Here is a 16,294-nt window from a genome sequence, read left to right on the forward strand (position 1 = left end):
TTCAAACTATTTCATTGCTAGCCTCGTCATGTACTTACACTCCAGTACGCAGAGAAAAGTCTAACTTACCGCAGGGCACCGGGTTGTTCTTGTCAACAATTGAGACATCAAGTTTCGTCGGCGATAAAATCGAAAATATTGACGGATCGGAAGCAGGCTTGCGGCGTGCTTGTGCCAGGGCCCAGCGGCACTGTGCGTTTTGCAACGGCTGCGAGCTTTAAGCGAGAATGGGTTCGATCAACGTCACAGTAGCCAGCGGGCACTCTAACACTGGCTAAGGTGCCGCCACCGCCCGCTTCGGCTAAATGAACTGAACAGTAATTTTCTTCGTAATTAAACGTGATACCGAGATTAAGGACAGGATCTAAAGCCAGCCGGGAACGGTTCATAGGAAAGTCAGCCAGCCACTCAGCCGTCGCATGGCTATTGCCACTGAATCGGGTTAGGGCATAAATGGCACCGGCGTTAATTCGCAATGCTAATATCGAATCTCCCATTTCGGTACCCCAAAAGCGCAGCTGGTTAAAGTCAAAGTCGTCGTGGAAGTTTAGATCCAAACGCGTGCCTTCTGATACCGCCATCGCCAGGTTCACTGTGGTAGTTTGCTGTTGTTCTAAGGAATCTACAGGGCGAAACACCAGATAGTTAGTACGCAATTCAGAAATTGCATGGTTAGCACGCAAACACAACGTCCTGGCTTCACCGCCCAAAGTTGAGGGTGTTAGTGCGGGTGGAAGATTGGGTACTATTGACGGGCTAAACTCACCATTGGGCGTGGCAATCCGACTATTGCCGCCACTAATTGACGAATCGTTAAAAGCATAAATACGATCGCCTGATGGCGCCCCCGGTAATTCTAAGCCACGACCGGAATTATACATATCCGAAGCATATAGCCAGCGAGCGCCATCGCTTCCGGTATTACCATGGGCCTCCAGCAACTCTATGGCTGATAGATCCAGGCGTTGCTGTATATCGCCACCACACCCAACCAACCCGAGAACGGGCAACAGGGCTACAAGTATTAGATTTTTAAACCGGTTCGTTTTTAACTTACTAGTGCAACAAAGAATTGAACGATGGGGGAATCTCAGTAAGTTGTACATGGGAATATCCTGATTTATGTTAGTAGTTGCCCTACGCCCAATCTAACGGCGCGCAAGGTCCGAGATCCAAGAGTAATAGCTACTGCCCTTCAACATAATTAACAAAGGTTAGTAAAGAGTTAGCTAACTCAGCCCGGTAATTAGGCCGCCTTGCTGATTTTTCTGCGACAGTGGAAGCAGGCTCAAGGCTGTCGGCCATGTGTCCCTGTTCATCTCCAACCACTTTACTGATGATCTTTTGCAGCGTGCTGTAGGCAGGGAACGCTATCTTCTGTCTCGAACAATACTCAATGGCCGCATCGAAGAGGTGTCTTGGAGCCGTCCAGGCTCGGGCTTGCTGGGATACGTAGGCGCTCAACGCCGCTCCGTGGTCTTTGGCATTCCAGCGCCGGTAATTGCAGAATTGGAAAATACGTTGGTAAATCCGTTCGTTCTCTTTTGGCGTGAGATTAAAGGGTCTACAGCCTGGCCCTGGTAGAACGGTTGGATAAACGTATTTGAGATCCTGCTTGATCTGGTGGAAGCCGGGATTCAGCACCACCGGCTTGGCTTTGAAATAGCCCAGCGATACCACCAGCATGTAACGCTGACCCCGATGACGGAGGTGTTTAGCGAGAAAAAGAAGCGTTGGTCTGCTGAGGTGAAAGCGGGAGGTCCATAAAGCTCATCTTGTTCTGCCTCGGACAAGATCTGAACACGTTATTCGAATGCCATGGATGGCGCGGACTCCAGAGCATTTTGTCGTTTTTGGACGGAAAATCCCTAGAACCCCAACGTGTCTGTTCAGAGCGGAGTGTCAGGGTTTTGTTGGTCAGCGACCACCTTTTTAGTACCGAAAATCAGAGTGTGAAGCTGGATTAGTACGCTGCTGATTCCCAGCACGATGCCGATGAAAATACTCACAGCCAGCGGCGATAGAAGAAGGCTCAAACTATATTCATTGCCACCTTCGCAGCCTTGAACCACACCAATCCAGCGCCCACCTGCAGCCAAGCAAGTATCCCTGGCAACAAATACGGTAAAATACAGCAGTCCTATGCACGAGATCGTCAACGAAATTAGCAGGCATATAAACGCTCTTTTCATACTGCTGTTCGCTCATGTGTTATTGGTGAGTGAGACTTCATAGCCGAGTGCCCCCGCTTTTTATTGACTACTTCTAACCGTATCTTTGAGATACTACGATAGTCAATGGGTAACGCATAGAGGATCGACCGTGGATATGAACGCAAAGGTGGCACTGGTAACCGGAGCCAATACGGGTATAGGGCGGGTTACCGCCCGTGAGTTGGCGCTCCAGGGCGCGCACGTCTTTCTGGCCTGTCGTTCGCTGCAAAAAACCCGGCCGGTCCTGGATGAAATCGCAGAGCAAAGCGGTGGAAAAGCAAAGGTGTCATTCTTGCCGCTGGATTTGGCCGATCTGGATTCCGTAAGGAAGTGTGCCCAGGGTTTTCTGGAGCAGGGTTTGCCGCTCCATCTTCTGATTTGTAACGCCGGATTGGCGGGGGCAAAAGGCAAGACAGCATCGGGTTTTGAGTTGACGTTTGGCACCTGCCATGTGGGCCATTTCCTGTTGACCCAACTGTTGCTGGATAGCATCAAGCGAGCTGCACCGGCGCGGATTGTAGTGGTCGCCAGTAAAATGCACACTGGCGTTAATACGATCGATTTTGACGCCGTGCGTAAACCGACCCGCTCTTTCGGCGCGCTGAAAGAATACAGTGTTGCCAAGCTGGCGAATATTCTGTTTGCCAAACAGCTGGCCAGGCAGTTGGAGGGGACAGGAGTGAATACCTATGCCTTGCATCCGGGTGTGGTTGCAACGGATGTCTGGCGGTTTTTGCACTGGCCGCTGGATAAATGGATTAAGCGCTCGATGCTCACCCCGGAAGAAGGTGCTGCCACCAGTCTGTACTGTGCTACCAGCGATGAGGTGTCGGAGCAGAGCGGACTTTATTACAAAAAATGTCAGGTCATAGAGCCGTCCGCTGCTGCTCAGGATCCAGCACTGGCGAAACAATTATGGGATGCGAGCCAGCGCTGGGTGCAGTCGGGGTAGCGGGTATCGGTAAACTGGAAATAACCCCGCTGATCAACGCTTCGAGGGCGAAACGGTCAGTTTCAAAAGTCGCTCCGAGCCGGGTAACCACCAGATCGTGCTGAGGTACGATGATCACGTACTGGCCCTCGAAACCCACAAAAGCATAGGTGTCTGCGGGTAGGGCGGGCCATTTCTTCTGTTCGGTATTGAGCCAGATCTGAGCGCCATATTGTGCATTGGCGGGCGAGGGGCTGGTCGCGAATTGAATCCACTCTTTGGAAAGTATCTGTTCGCCAAACCAATTTCCCTGTCTTAAATATAACAGCCCCAGGCGCGTCCAGTCCCGCGTCGTCATGTAAAGATTAGCACCTCCGGAAGGTTGTCCTGCTTCGTCGTATTCCAGAACAGCGCTGCTAATGGCTATTTTGTGGAACAGGCTGTCCTGCATGAACTGATAAGTATGATTGATGCTGCCGCCTAATTGATGCTGAACAATGCGCGCGATTAAGCTGGTGGCTCCTGTGGAGTAATTGAATTGAACGCCGGGCTCTGCGACCACCGGCTTTTTAAGATAGTAGCCAGCGTAGTCCGGTTGCCGGAACAGCATGATACCTTGATCCGGGGTTGATCCTTTCGATGTTTCACTCCACTGTAGGCCACCCGCCATATGCAATAGGTTTTCCAACGTGATGTTTTGTTTTTCTGTGTTTTTCCACTCTGCAACCGGTGCCGCTTTTTTCGGGTCCAGCTTACCCTGATCGAAGAGCAGCCCCACCAGAGTGCTGGTAAAACTTTTTGTCATTGACCAGCCGATTAATCGTGATTGAGCGGTGGCACTCATTGCGTATTTTTCCATGAGTAGCTGGTCTTTGTAAGCGACGGCCACAGACAGGGTATTAATGCCTAGGTCTCTATCTTCTTCAAACGCATTCTCAACTGAACGTTCGAGCGTGCCGTAATCTATACCGCTAACAGGCGGCGCCGTTCCACCAGCACCGATTGGCCATTGGGTATCGGTGGGGATGGACCAGGTTTTTAACGGCGGTATCTGCTGATTGAGCTCGTCATTGGTTGATCCGTGCAACAGGGTACAGCCGAAGCCCTCCCGGTAATGCGCCTCATGGGCATAGCGGTTGCCAAAAATAATATCGCTTACGGTTACGTTTTTTTTATCCTCATCCAGATTGACACGCCAGATTTTGTTGAAGGGTTTAATTTGGGGGGCGACCAGGCGAATTTTTATGGTTTCAGGGTTTAGGCCGCTAACGAAGTAATCGGAACAAATATTTTTAGCGGCATAACCGCTTGCTATCGGAATTTCATCTTGAAAGGCGCAACCGTACAGCCCCAGGCTGCTCATGAGGATCGGGCATAAGATCGAGACTAGTGGTGATTTTATCGGACTTTGTGACACTGTCTTTTCCTCGGCTGTGATCGCGGCAGGAAATAATAGCATTGAAGTGACGCCGGGGCAGTATGCGATCGAAAGGCGCCCAATGCGACATAGTGGCAATTTTAAGCTTAAACAGTCCGCAATAGAGGTCTGTAATTTAACGGATATTAAAGCAGGCATATGCAATGGAAAAAAGACCGCGACAGGTGGAAGCTAAAAAGGACAGCCCCGATTCGTTGTAGGAAACGTGTTTAGGCGGGCTGCATTTTTTGTATCGCTGCTAACTTCAATGAGAGGAAATCATCATGAGCACACTTTTAAGAACATCGATTCGCCTGTTCAGACGCACTTTACCTTTATTGTTTATTGCCCAAATTACAATTTTAACCGGTTGCGATAATACCACTATTTTTAACGATGACTTCTCGGCCGATGCAGTCGGTTCCGCTCCGTCTGAAAGTCCGGCAGGGGCTCCGGCCGGCGATCAGGTTTATATGTCGGATGTGGACCAGCTATCGTGGCAGGTAGTGAACAACAATTTTTTCGATGCTGCCGGTAGCAACAGCCTGCAATATTCCAATATAGCGGTCGCGTTGTGGCAGCGTTATCTGGGTATGATTTCAGCGAATACCAACATCCCGTCAAATGGGCGCCTGTTGGCGATTGCATCTGGCCGGCCTAGTTTATCGGCCTCCGGTTCCGGTTTGGATATCTGGTTTGGTGATGGCCATTTCGGAACCATGTGTGGATTACGTTTTAAGAATGGCGTGCTCTATAAGAAAACCGGGAACACATCCCATCAGACAATCGGTAGCTATACCAATAACGTCAATCACGTGTTGATATTCAATGTGGATAAGGCAACCGATATCTGCACTATCTCGGTAATTGCGCAGGGCGTTACCACTGATTCAGGCCCAATTAATATGTGGGCGCCGGCGGTGTCCGATACCACACGTCCCAGTTTGTATTATAACTATTACCAGGATGTATCAAGCACATCGAAGTATTTCGTGGACTCCGTCAGTATCAGTTATGGGGTTCCTGAATAATGATTTTTTAGGGGCGAAGTGATACCCATGGTATTGCTTCGCCCTTTTTTATTGGAACTGGCGTTGTTATTACTGAGCCGTAATCCAGGTTCCTAACTTAATGCGTTCCTCGTCGGTCATGGCTGTTTTATTCATAAACGGCATGTCTTTACTGCTTACCGACCGTGCCATAATGCGCGGAGCCCATTGCATCATCTCCTGTTCGGTATCCAGTTTTACACCACCCGGTGCCGCTTTAAAAATATCATCAGTGGGTGTGGCGCTGTGACAGCTCGCACAGCGTTGTTGCACGATGCTCAAGGCTTCTTCGTTAGTCACAATGCTAACCGGATCGGACGACGCAGCAGCCGGTTTTGGAAGTGCTTTCGGCGCAATAGCCCACGCCAGGATCAGCGTAGCAATAGCGGCACTGATCAGTATGCCCGGTTTTACTATGCCTTTGTGTTTTAGATTGAAAAAGTGCCGGGTCCAGGCACCGATTAATAAAATGGCCATCAGCACAGCCCACGCCTGCGGGTGGCCATAGGTCATGGGGTAATGGTTGCTGATCATAAGAAATAAAATAGGCAAGGTCAGATAGTTGTTATGTACGGAGCGCACCTTGCTGGCCGCTGCGTATTTCGGATCCGGAGCGTCGCCTTTTTCAACGGCGGCAACCAGCGCTTTTTGTCCGGGCATGATGACAAAAAATACATTGGCCGCCATGCAGGTGCCGATCAGGGCACCTACGTGCAAATAGGCGGCGCGGTCGCTGAAGATCTGATTCAGGCCCCAGGCTACCAATGCAACAAAAGACAGCAGGATGATACCCAGCAGCCAGCCGTTTTTTGATAGCGGGCTTTTGCACAGGAGGTCATAGACGATCCAGCCACCGGCAAGTGTGCCCAGGCTGATGGCAATTGCAGTGAGCGGGTTCAAACTCATTTTACTGCTGTCGATCAGATAGGTTTCCGCACCCACGTAAAACATCAGAGCCAGTAAAAAGAATCCGGTAATCCAGGTGCTATAGGCTTCCCATTTAAACCAGTGTAAATGTTGCGGCATCATCGGCGGCGCTAGTTTGTATTTCGCTACCTCATAGAAGCCGCCGGCGTGTATCGATGAGAGTTGCCCGCCAAAGCCGCGTTTTTTATTGTCCTCAGTGGGTGTTTCCAGAGAGTTGTCGAGCCAGACAAAGTAAAAAGAGGCTCCAATCCAGGCAATACCGGTAATCAGATGAGCCCAGCGTAATAGAAGGTTTAACCAATCGATAATGTAAGCGCTCATAGGTGTGTTGCTCCATCTCTGTTATGCACACAGCGTCCAAGTGAATAGGTGCGCTTTACAACGCGGTCATCGCCCAGGGTATTCAAAACGAACAATAGATCCCGCAGGCTTTTGCAATAGGGCGTACGGAATTTTAGTAATGGGGTAGCCTGTAAATCCAATATCACAAAATCGGCTTCGTTATTCAGGCGAAAGCTGCCGATTCTGGTATCCAGATCGAGAGCTTTAGCTCCACCCAGCGTCGCCATATATAAAGCCTGAAATGGATCCAGTGTCGCTCCTCTGAGCTGTTGAATTTTGTATGCCTCATCCATTGTTTTGAACATGGAAAAGCTGGTGCCTCCACCGATATCGGTGCCCAGCCCCACCGAAACACCGTGTTGGAATAATTGATTCAGATTTATTAATCCCGAACCCAGAAATAGGTTTGACGTAGGGCAGTGAGCAATGCTGGAACCGGTTTCGGCTAAGCGTCTGCATTCCTCGTCGCACAGATGCACTCCGTGGGCGAAGACGCTACGCGGAGTTAGGAGTCCGTAATTATCATAAATGTCCAGGTAGCGGGTCGCCTCCGGGAATAGTTGCAGTGCCCATGCCACTTCGTTGGTGTTTTCTGACAGGTGGGTATGCATATAAAGGCCTTGGTACTGTTTGAATAAGTAGGCAATTTTTTCCAGTTGCTCATAGGAGCTGGTGGGGGCAAAGCGGGGTGTTATTGCGTACTGCAGCCGATCCACTCCGTGCCAGCGTTCGATTAGCCTTTTGGAATGGTGGTAGCCGGTCTCCGGTGTATCACAGATTTCTTCCGGCGCGTTACGATCCATCATGACTTTGCCTGCGATCATACGCAGGCCCCGTTGCTGTGCTTCGCTAAAAAAAGCATTCACCGAAGCGGGGTGAACCGTACCGAAAACCAATGCCGTGGTCGTGCCGTTGCGCAATAACTCATCCGTAAAAACAGAAGAAATACGGGCGGCATAGGCGGAGTCCCCAAACTGGCTTTCGGTGGGAAAGGTGTAGTTATTGAGCCAGGTAAGTAACTGTTCACCATAGGCACCGATCATTTCTATTTGCGGGTAGTGTATATGGGTGTCAATGAAACCCGGGATAATCAGGTGATCGGAGTAATTATCAATAGAGACATAGGTGGGTAAGGTCATCAGTTGATCCACGGCATGGCCGACGCTTCGGATATAGCCGTTTTCTACCCACAGAATACCGTCTTCAAAGTATTGCCAGGCCTGGTCTCCTGCGTTGAGAGGGTTGTCAACAAAGTGCAGTATACGGGCACGATAGGCATGGGATTCATTGCTCATGGCTTATGCTCCTTAAGGGACTGTTCACACCAAACCGCTAATATCAAGAGTAAAGGGGGTGTCCAGTAAAAGTTCATCGCAATTCGAACCGGGCCCGGCTCGATCAATGACCAGGAATAAACTGTCCGCCTGCAGCGCCAGACAAAAGTGATGCCAGGTACCCGCAAAATAATTCACGCCTTGTCCGGGCTGTGCCAAAAAGACGCGGATGTTCGCTTCCACAAGTTCGCCTGCAGGTGCCACTACGACCAAGTAGGGGCTCGCGCCCAACGGCATAAATGCCTGGCTGGAAAGCGGGTGCCTTTCCAGGCGTTCTATTTTAATGGGAGCCGGCAGCGGATTGGAGCGGAACAAGCTCACGATGGGTTTACCGAATTCGGCATCCACATTGATATCCGCCAGATTGTGAAAACGCCGGGTGTATCCATAGTTAATATCAAAGTTCTCCAGCGCCTCATTGGCTTCGATCACGTCACCGAATGGCCGGAAGGCTTCTTGCGTTAACGGTTCTATTCGATTCATTCAGCTGCCCCGGTAGGTGGAGTAACTGAACGGGCTCATTAACAGGGGGATATGGTAGTGCGTACCACTGTCATCAATCGTAAAAACCACCTCCACATAGGGATAAAACACCGGTTGCCCCTGAGCGTGCAGATAGGGTGAGGTCTCAAAGCGGAGCCGGTAGGTGCCGGCTTGCAATTTATCCGGACTCAGAGCCGGTGCCCGCCCGTCTTCGTTCGTGACTGTGCTGTTGATCTTCGACCAGTTGCCCGCCCGGTCTTGGTAGCTGAGCATAACGGGGACATTCGCTGCGGGTTGACCTAATGCAGAATCCAAAACGTGGGTAGTAATTTGACTCATAATGTCTGACTCATCTTATTTGAATCGTATTGAGTGATTCGACTCTTAAATGTATTTGTGCTGATCTGAGCCGGCGAATGGCGCTACCATGAGAATAGCTTTTCCAACCGCAGAGCGGTAATTTTGTGTTGTTCTTCCGCCGCATTCTGCAACTCTTGGGGACGGCTGTTTGGCAATCTGGCGTGCAGCAATGCCAGCATTTCGTCGGCGGATTTGCCGGTGGCGCAGACGATAAAAATAAATCCGAATTTTTCCAGATACTCTGCGTTGCCTTTCACCAAGGCCTGAATGGTTTCTTCGGTGGCTTGTTGCACCGAGGCTTGTTCCCCCGCCGCCATTGCCTTGGTGCTAGCGTATTTTTGTCGCAGGCTATCGACGTTGCCAATCTGCGGATGGGCACTAAAGGCTTCAAGTAAATCGCTTTCGCGCATGTCCATCCAGATGTGGTCAGAGGTGTTGAGAATGGAAACAAGAGTGGCATAGGGGCGCGATCGCACCATGCCATCGACCCAGCCGGTGGCTGCACAACATTGCCGGAAGGTATCGCCAGCCTGACTTATGGGCATGGTATTCAACGTATTTAAATTCATACTGCTCTGGTCTCCACTGTTCATAACATTGATCAGTCTTGGATTTCAGTGTCCACTACCGGATAACCAAACACTCTCATGCGGCTGACTCCCCCGTCCGGAAAAATGCTGAGACGAACGTGGGTGAACGGAGTTTCCTGTTCCAACAGTTCTTCCTGATAAAAATGCTCGGTGTGCGGCATCAACTTGGTGGATGCAATGACGCTGGTCCATTCCATAGCGTCATCGGTCAGATCGTCGGTAATGGAGTGGATCGCCTCGAGTACAAAGCTGTCGGGAAAATTGCCCTTGAAATGGAGGGTATCGATCAACACTCTTTTCAGCCTGCCTGGACAGGCCAATTTAACGATCAACCAGTCGTGACCGGGGCCCCGGCGGCGTCGGGTTTCCCAGCCGTCGCCCATATTTTTTCCGCGATTGGGTGCAATCAGATTGTTCATCGGACTAAAGAACATATCGGAGCACGCCAGCGCCCGGCCACCGTTAGCGCAGGCGGCCAGGTCCACTAATTCGTTGGGCAGTAGCTTGCTCCAGTCGACGCGGGGTTCTCCGTAGACACGCAAACGGGCGACTCCGCCGTCCGGAAAAATATTCAAACGCAGATGGGTCCAGGAGCGGCTGTCGGTCAGTTCGAATAAATTATGACTGTGGGGTTTGATCTTCTTCGATTCTATTAACGTAAACCATTCCCACTGATCGGCATTTAAAAGCGCGGGATCATCGGGTGCATAGCAGGCTTCAATCGACATAGCATCCGGCGCATTGCCTTTAAAAAAGGTCGTATTCACATCTATTGCACGAATGCGGCCGGCAATGCCCAGGCGCACAATACACCAGTCAAAGCCGTCTGAGCGGCGGCGGCGGGTCTCCCAGCCATCCATCCATTTTCCGCGGTCGGTGTATTTGTCTTCGATAAAAACCGGTTCGGATTGTTTCATCAGATTGCTGGCTTCGGCAAAAAACTCATCGTTGCAGGATAGGGTTTGCCCGCCAAAACGTTCGGCCAGTAAATCTATATGGGTCATGGCCCATTTAATCGGGTGTTCCGGATTGCTCATTTCATTGAATTCCTTTTGGAAGGGTAAAGGTGTGACCCCGTAGCAGGCTTTTACCGCGTGCTTCTCCCGTGTACTCGTCGTGCTGGTAAATAGGTTTACCGCGTAGCCAGGTTTGCAACACCTTGCCTTGCAGGGTCTTTCCTAAATAAGGGCTGATCTTGTGCTTGTGTTTGATCGTCTCGGCAGTGACGGTTTGTGTCGCAGTGCAATCAAATACGCAAAAGTCCGCGTCATAACCTGTTGCGATTTGGCCTTTGAATGCGCCCAGTCCGGCGATTTCGGCGGGGCGTTGCGCCATCAGGCGGGTGATCTGAGTCAGATCAAAGCCGCGTTTCTGGCCCTCGGTCCAGATCAGAGCCAGGCCGAATTGCAAGGCCGAGATGCCGCCCCAGGCATCGCCGATATCGCCACTGTCGATCGCTTTTAGTTGGGGGGTGCAGGGACTGTGGTCCGAAACGATAAAATCAATTACGCCGTCCTTTAAACCCTGCCAGAGACAATCACGGTTTTGATTTTCCCGGATCGGCGGGCAACATTTGTAAAGCGTCGCGCCATCCGGAATATCCTCCGACCACAAGGTGAGATAATGCGGGCAGGTCTCGACCGTTAGCAACAAGCCTTCATCCCGTGCTTGGGTAATCATGGGAATGGCATCGCTGGAAGACAGATGTACGATGTGCGCACGGGGGGTTAAGCCTTCTTCGCGTAACGCCCGCATAACCCGGATCACCATAGCAATGGCGTCGTTTTCCCACTGGCGCGGCCGTGATTGCAGAAAGCGGGAATAGGAACGACCGATTGCCTCCACTTCAGGTTGGCAATGTATATCCAGCTCGGCGTGTACCAGATGGGGTAACTCTGCGTTCGCCAAATGTCGCATTGCATCCTTTAATTGTTGCTCGTCCACCGCCTGAAATTCGTCAATACCGGAATGGATAGTGAAGGACTTTACACCCAATACTCCGGCCTTTAACAGATCAGGAAGGTCTGCAAGATTATCAGCAGTGGCACCTCCCCAATAACCGCAGTCGACCCAGATTTTGCTGTCCACTGCTTCCAGTTTGGCTGCCAGAGCTGCGTCGGAGATGGTGACGGGGACACAATTCAGGGGCATGTCCACCAGGGTCGCGATGCCACCGGCTGCCGCAGCGTGGGTCGCCGTATCAAAACCTTCCCAATCAGTACGCCCAGGTTCATTCACATGCACGTGACTGTCCACCAGTGCCGGCATCAGTACGCCTTCGATTTCCAGCAACGGGCAGCCCGGGTCAGCCTCGTAGGCCAGAATAGACTGGATACGCTCGTTTTCTACCACCACGATTGCAGCTTGTTCGCCCTGGGGCGTTATGACCCGCTTGGCGCGCAGTGCAAAGGGTTTATTCAGATCGATCTTGCTGGTTGATGTGATTTCGGAAGCACTCATTGATCAAACGGTTCCTTGTATCCGATTTGCTTTTGCAGTGTGGGTTTTAATGCGATGGGAATCGCTTCAGCGTTGTCGCTTATCCCGAGTTCTCTGCGTTGTTGATAATGCGCAATAATTTGTCCGGCAATGGACACGGAAACTTCCATCGGGTGTTTTCCCGCTACGGTGTCCAGTCCGATAGGACACTGCATCTGGTCGATCACCGATTGTGGGAATCCCCAATACTGTAGCCGCATCCTGAAACGCCGGGCTTTGGTTTCTGAGCCGATTACGCCAACATAAGCGGTGTCGTTGCGTTGCAATGCTGCTTCGGCAATGGCGTAATCCAGTGGGTGCAAGTGAGTCATGACGATGACGTAGGCACCCGGATTGAGGTGCGCAACTTCGTTTTCAGGCTGATCCGAAACGATCACCTTCACTCCATCCTGAATCGATGCTGGAAATTCATCGGCGCGGCTGTCGATCCAGCGAATCTGCACCGGCAGTTGTGCCAGAATGGTGACCAGCGCCCGGGCCACGTGGCCGGCTCCGAACAAGGCTATTTGTACTTCGCTGGGAGCGAAGCATTCATAAAGTAATGTGACCCGGCCTCCGCAGCATTGTCCCAGCTTGGTACCCAAAGGGTATTCCTCCATGTGTTGATGCTGTTTGCCTTGCGTTAACAATTCGCGGGCGGTTTTAATGGCCAAAAATTCCAGGTGCCCGCCGCCGATGGTCTCCACCGTACGGTCATGACTCACCAGCATTTTGGTGCCATTGTCTCGGGGCGACGAACCCTTAACATTAACGATGGTAACCAGGACATAACCTTCACCCTGTTGCTGTAGCTTGGCAGCCGCGCTAGCCCAGGTGCGTAGATGGTAATTCGATGAAGCAGTCATGATCGGACCTCATGGATGGGGCGAGATGCAGTATGAATAAGGCAGGTAGACCTAAGTGTACTTAAAAGCATTGATTCCGAAAGCAAACAAACGATTTCTTGCTGCGCTCGCACGAGGATAGTGCGCTCCGTGAATGCTTCGCTCAATGATAGCGCCCCCAACCCGATTGCCTGTGGCGTGAACCGCGGCGCGGTTTCTTTCAACATCATCCCGCTCCTGCCTTAAATGGCGACTGCCCTGTGGAATGGTCCGTTTTTCCCTGTCGACTTCGACCTTTACAAAGCCTTGAAAATACAGGAATTATTTCTTTTCAGTATGGGGGTGATCGAATTGCTTACGCGTCTTGGTCACCATAGCACAGCCAAAATAAAACCTGTCCAACTGGACAGGTTATTGCATATTGTTTGCCAACGCAGTCCCTGGAGTCAAGAAAGACCTGACCAACTCGTCAGGATTGTTTGGCCGCTTGGGGGCGACTTCAGGTGGAGATGAAATCTCATTTTGGCTTCGACATTTAGGTAAAACTTCACACAGACGGGTTTATTTTGACGGTATTGCTATGACTTCAGATGCATACAACGATGATTTGCCGGTGCCAGCCGGGGCCAACGAGTTGCCGATGCCTTCGCGCTTGGCGTTGCGCAATATCACCAAACAATACCCGGGCTGCCTGGCCAACGACCATATCAGTCTGGATATAGAACCGGGTGAAATACATGCGTTGTTGGGAGAAAACGGGGCCGGTAAAAGCACCCTGATGAAAGTGATCTATGGCTTAGTGAAACCGGATATCGGTACGCTTTATTGGAGAGGCCGGCAGCTGACCATCGCCGATCCCAGTCATGCACGCAGCCTGGGTATTGGCATGGTGTTTCAGCATTTTTCGTTGTTCGAAACCCTGACCGTGACGGAAAACATTGCGCTGGCTTTGGGCACTCCGGCACGGGAAATGAAATCACTGGGCGAACGCATCACGGACGTTTCCAGCAAATACGGCATGGCATTGAATCCCGATAGGCTGGTGCATACCCTGTCCATTGGTGAACGTCAGCGGGTGGAAATAGTGCGCTGTCTGGTGCAGGAGATAAAGTTGCTGATTCTGGACGAACCGACCTCGGTGTTAACGCCACAAGAAGTGGACACCTTATTTATCACGCTACGACAGTTGGCCAGGGAAGGCTGCAGTATTCTGTTTATCAGTCACAAGCTGAATGAAGTGAAAGCGCTGTGCGATAACGCCACGGTGTTGAGGGGGGGCAAGGTATCCGGTAACTGCAAACCGGCGGAGGAAACACCGGCCTCCATGGCGCGTTTGATGGTGGGGGACGATACCCCGATTTCAACAGAATACGCCAAGGCGGAAGGGGGCGAAGCCTTTTTAGAGGTAATGCAATTAAGTAAAGGGACCCATGACCCGTTCGGCACCCGGCTCAACAATATCAACCTGCAGGTGCGCAGCGGTGAAATCGTCGGGGTGGCCGGTGTTGCCGGTAACGGCCAGGAAGAATTACTGGCGGCGCTCAGTGGCGAAGAGCCGGTGAAGGAAGCTGGCGCAATCCAGTTGCAAGGTGTTGCGATCGGCAGCATGGGGCCGGCAGACCGGCGCCGACTGGGGGTGGCCTTTGTGCCGGAGGAGCGGTTGGGGCGGGGAGCGGTGCCCAATATGAGTTTGCACGACAATGCGTTGCTCACGGGTTTCCTGACTGGCCTGGTGCGAAACGGAATGGTGGTTGGCGCCAAAGTGGATGCCTTCGCAAAGCAAATCATTGATCGCTTTAAAGTGAAAGCGGCGGGTACACACAGTGAGGCACGCAGCTTATCTGGCGGCAATTTGCAGAAATTCATTATCGGCCGTGAAATTCTGCAAAATCCCAAATTGCTGATCGCATCGCACCCCACTTGGGGGGTCGACATCGGGGCGGCTGTGGCAATTCATGAGGCGATCATCGGTCTGCGGGACAACGGCGCGGCCATTCTGGTGGTATCGGAAGACATTGATGAATTATTTCTGATTTCGGATCGCATCTGCGCACTCTGCGATGGCGAGCTTTCTGCATTAAAAGCAACCGCGGAAACGTCCATTGAGCAAGTGGGACGCTGGATGGCCGGCGATTTTGACGAGCAGGACGACAGCCTCAGTACAAAGCGGGCAGCAGTGACCCCGATTCATGCCCAGGGCAAGGCAGATGTGCAAGCGGAGAATCGAGTATGTTGAAGATGGAAAGACGTCAATCCTCCTCGGCCTGGATGCCGTACGTGTCGCCGTTGCTGGCTGGCGTGCTGACATTAATCAGCGGTGCTATCGTGTTTTCGGTGCTGGGGCAACCGCCGCTGTATGCGCTGAAAACATTTTTGATCACGCCGGTTGCCGACAGTTATGGGATCGCCGAACTGTGTGTGAAAGCCGGTCCGATTTTGCTGTGTGCGCTGGGACTGTCGGTGGCCTATCGTGCCAATGTATGGAATATTGGCGCCGAAGGGCAGCTGTTAATGGGAGGCTTGGCGGGCAGTGCATTGGCGGTGCAGTTTACCGATAGCGACAGTGTACTATTGCTGCCCATGGTTTTGATTTGTGGAATGGCCGCCGGTTTATTGTGGGCGGGCATTGCCGCTCTGTTGAAAACCCAATTCAACACCAATGAAATTCTGACCACCATCATGCTCAATTACATTGCGTTCAACTTACTGCAATACGCAGTGCACGGGCCGCTTAAAGATCCCCACGGTTTTAACTTTCCCGAATCGGCGATGTTCGCGGATGCAGCGCGGTTGCCTATTTTGTGGGAAGAAACCCGAGTCCATCTTGGAATAATACTCGCGTTGATTTCCAGTGCCGGTGTGTGGGTGTTGCTCAGTAAAAGTTTTATGGGGTACCAGATTCAAGTGCTGGGAAATGATGAGCGTGCTGCCCGTATGGCGGGTTACAAGCAAAAACGCCTGGTCTGGTTCGCATTGCTGCTAAGTGGTGGCCTGGCCGGGCTTGCCGGAGTGGGTGAAGTAGCCGGACCGATCGGCCAACTGGTTCCGCAAATCTCTCCCGGCTATGGTTATGCTGCAATTATTGTCGCGTTTCTGGGGCGACTGCATCCGATCGGCGTGGTGTTGGCCAGCGTGTTGATGGCATTGCTTTATATGGGCGGAGAGATGGTGCAGATCGAATTGAATCTGCCTTTGGCGTTGACCGGAATGTTTCAGGGTATGTTGCTGTTTTATCTGCTGGCCTGCGATATGTTGATTCAATACCGCTTACGCTGGGTATCACCAAACGTGGGCAACCTGGCTACTGCTTCAGATTGAAAAGGGG

The 16,294-nt window shown here is 51.7% G+C and carries 15 protein-coding genes and 1 pseudogene; 4 read left to right on the plus strand and 12 right to left on the minus strand.

The window, feature by feature from the left end; translation table 11 throughout:
• Window positions 1–107 precede the first annotated feature (107 nt).
• The 3 genes and pseudogenes from FT643_RS07840 to FT643_RS07850 form a co-directional block, all read right to left on the minus strand.
• Window positions 108–1,106 (minus strand): hypothetical protein, encoded by a 999-nt coding sequence (locus FT643_RS07840; RefSeq protein WP_156870832.1) that lies wholly within the window; start codon window positions 1,104–1,106, stop codon window positions 108–110.
• Between the two features lie 118 nt (window positions 1,107–1,224).
• Window positions 1,225–1,796: pseudogene (locus FT643_RS07845) on the minus strand (DUF4158 domain-containing protein); the annotation flags it as partial.
• Window positions 1,797–1,889: 93 nt separating this feature from the next.
• Complete coding sequence (locus FT643_RS07850) at window positions 1,890–2,192, minus strand: hypothetical protein (RefSeq protein ID WP_156870833.1); 303 nt, start codon at window positions 2,190–2,192, stop codon at window positions 1,890–1,892.
• 136 nt (window positions 2,193–2,328) lie between these two features.
• Here FT643_RS07850 and FT643_RS07855 point away from each other — a divergent pair, with 136 nt between their 5' ends.
• Window positions 2,329–3,165: an SDR family oxidoreductase gene (locus FT643_RS07855; RefSeq protein WP_156870834.1), complete on the plus strand. Its 837-nt coding sequence runs from the start codon at window positions 2,329–2,331 to the stop codon at window positions 3,163–3,165.
• Here FT643_RS07855 and FT643_RS07860 read toward each other — a convergent pair.
• Complete coding sequence (locus tag FT643_RS07860; protein WP_198043404.1) at window positions 3,080–4,561, minus strand: serine hydrolase domain-containing protein; 1,482 nt, start codon at window positions 4,559–4,561, stop codon at window positions 3,080–3,082. The genes FT643_RS07855 and FT643_RS07860 overlap by 86 nt on opposite strands.
• Before the next feature lie 284 nt (window positions 4,562–4,845).
• On the opposite strand from FT643_RS07860, the gene FT643_RS07865 reads away from it, so the two are divergent.
• On the plus strand, window positions 4,846–5,592 hold the full coding sequence (locus FT643_RS07865) for a hypothetical protein (protein WP_156870836.1): 747 nt from the start codon (window positions 4,846–4,848) through the stop codon (window positions 5,590–5,592).
• A 69-nt stretch (window positions 5,593–5,661) separates the two neighbouring features.
• On the opposite strand, the gene FT643_RS07870 is transcribed toward FT643_RS07865, so the two are convergent.
• The 8 genes from FT643_RS07870 to xdhC form a co-directional block, all read right to left on the minus strand.
• Window positions 5,662–6,858, minus strand: a complete 1,197-nt coding sequence (locus tag FT643_RS07870; RefSeq protein ID WP_156870837.1) for a urate hydroxylase PuuD — start codon at window positions 6,856–6,858, stop codon at window positions 5,662–5,664.
• A complete protein-coding gene (guaD, locus tag FT643_RS07875) occupies window positions 6,855–8,174 on the minus strand; it encodes a guanine deaminase (RefSeq protein WP_156870838.1) in 1,320 nt (439 codons plus the stop codon). Before guaD ends, FT643_RS07870 begins: the two co-directional genes overlap by 4 nt.
• A 24-nt stretch (window positions 8,175–8,198) precedes the next feature.
• On the minus strand, window positions 8,199–8,696 hold the full coding sequence (locus FT643_RS07880) for an ureidoglycolate lyase (protein ID WP_156870839.1): 498 nt from the start codon (window positions 8,694–8,696) through the stop codon (window positions 8,199–8,201).
• Window positions 8,697–9,035 (minus strand): hydroxyisourate hydrolase, encoded by a 339-nt coding sequence (uraH, locus tag FT643_RS07885; protein WP_156870840.1) that lies wholly within the window; start codon window positions 9,033–9,035, stop codon window positions 8,697–8,699.
• Window positions 9,036–9,118: 83 nt separating this feature from the next.
• Entirely contained in the window at window positions 9,119–9,625 is a 507-nt protein-coding gene (gene uraD, locus FT643_RS07890; protein ID WP_156870841.1) for a 2-oxo-4-hydroxy-4-carboxy-5-ureidoimidazoline decarboxylase, read from the minus strand.
• 32 nt (window positions 9,626–9,657) lie between these two features.
• Window positions 9,658–10,683, minus strand: coding sequence for an allantoicase (gene alc / locus FT643_RS07895; protein ID WP_156870842.1), 1,026 nt, complete (start codon window positions 10,681–10,683; stop codon window positions 9,658–9,660).
• Window position 10,684: 1 nt separating this feature from the next.
• Window positions 10,685–12,106, minus strand: a complete 1,422-nt coding sequence (gene allB / locus FT643_RS07900; RefSeq protein ID WP_156870843.1) for an allantoinase AllB — start codon at window positions 12,104–12,106, stop codon at window positions 10,685–10,687.
• Window positions 12,103–12,990 (minus strand): xanthine dehydrogenase accessory protein XdhC, encoded by an 888-nt coding sequence (xdhC, locus tag FT643_RS07905; protein WP_156870844.1) that lies wholly within the window; start codon window positions 12,988–12,990, stop codon window positions 12,103–12,105. The genes allB and xdhC overlap by 4 nt, the downstream gene beginning before the upstream one ends.
• A 619-nt stretch (window positions 12,991–13,609) precedes the next feature.
• Between xdhC and FT643_RS07910 the strand changes: the two genes are divergently transcribed.
• Together FT643_RS07910 and FT643_RS07915 are read left to right on the plus strand one after the other, a co-directional pair.
• Window positions 13,610–15,205, plus strand: a complete 1,596-nt coding sequence (locus tag FT643_RS07910) for an ABC transporter ATP-binding protein (protein WP_156871159.1) — start codon at window positions 13,610–13,612, stop codon at window positions 15,203–15,205.
• Entirely contained in the window at window positions 15,199–16,287 is a 1,089-nt protein-coding gene (locus FT643_RS07915; protein WP_156870845.1) for an ABC transporter permease, read from the plus strand. Before FT643_RS07910 ends, FT643_RS07915 begins: the two co-directional genes overlap by 7 nt.
• Window positions 16,288–16,294: the final 7 nt, after the last annotated feature.

It is taken from the genome of Ketobacter sp. MCCC 1A13808, assembly GCF_009746715.1.
GTDB lineage: Bacteria > Pseudomonadota > Gammaproteobacteria > Pseudomonadales > Ketobacteraceae > Ketobacter.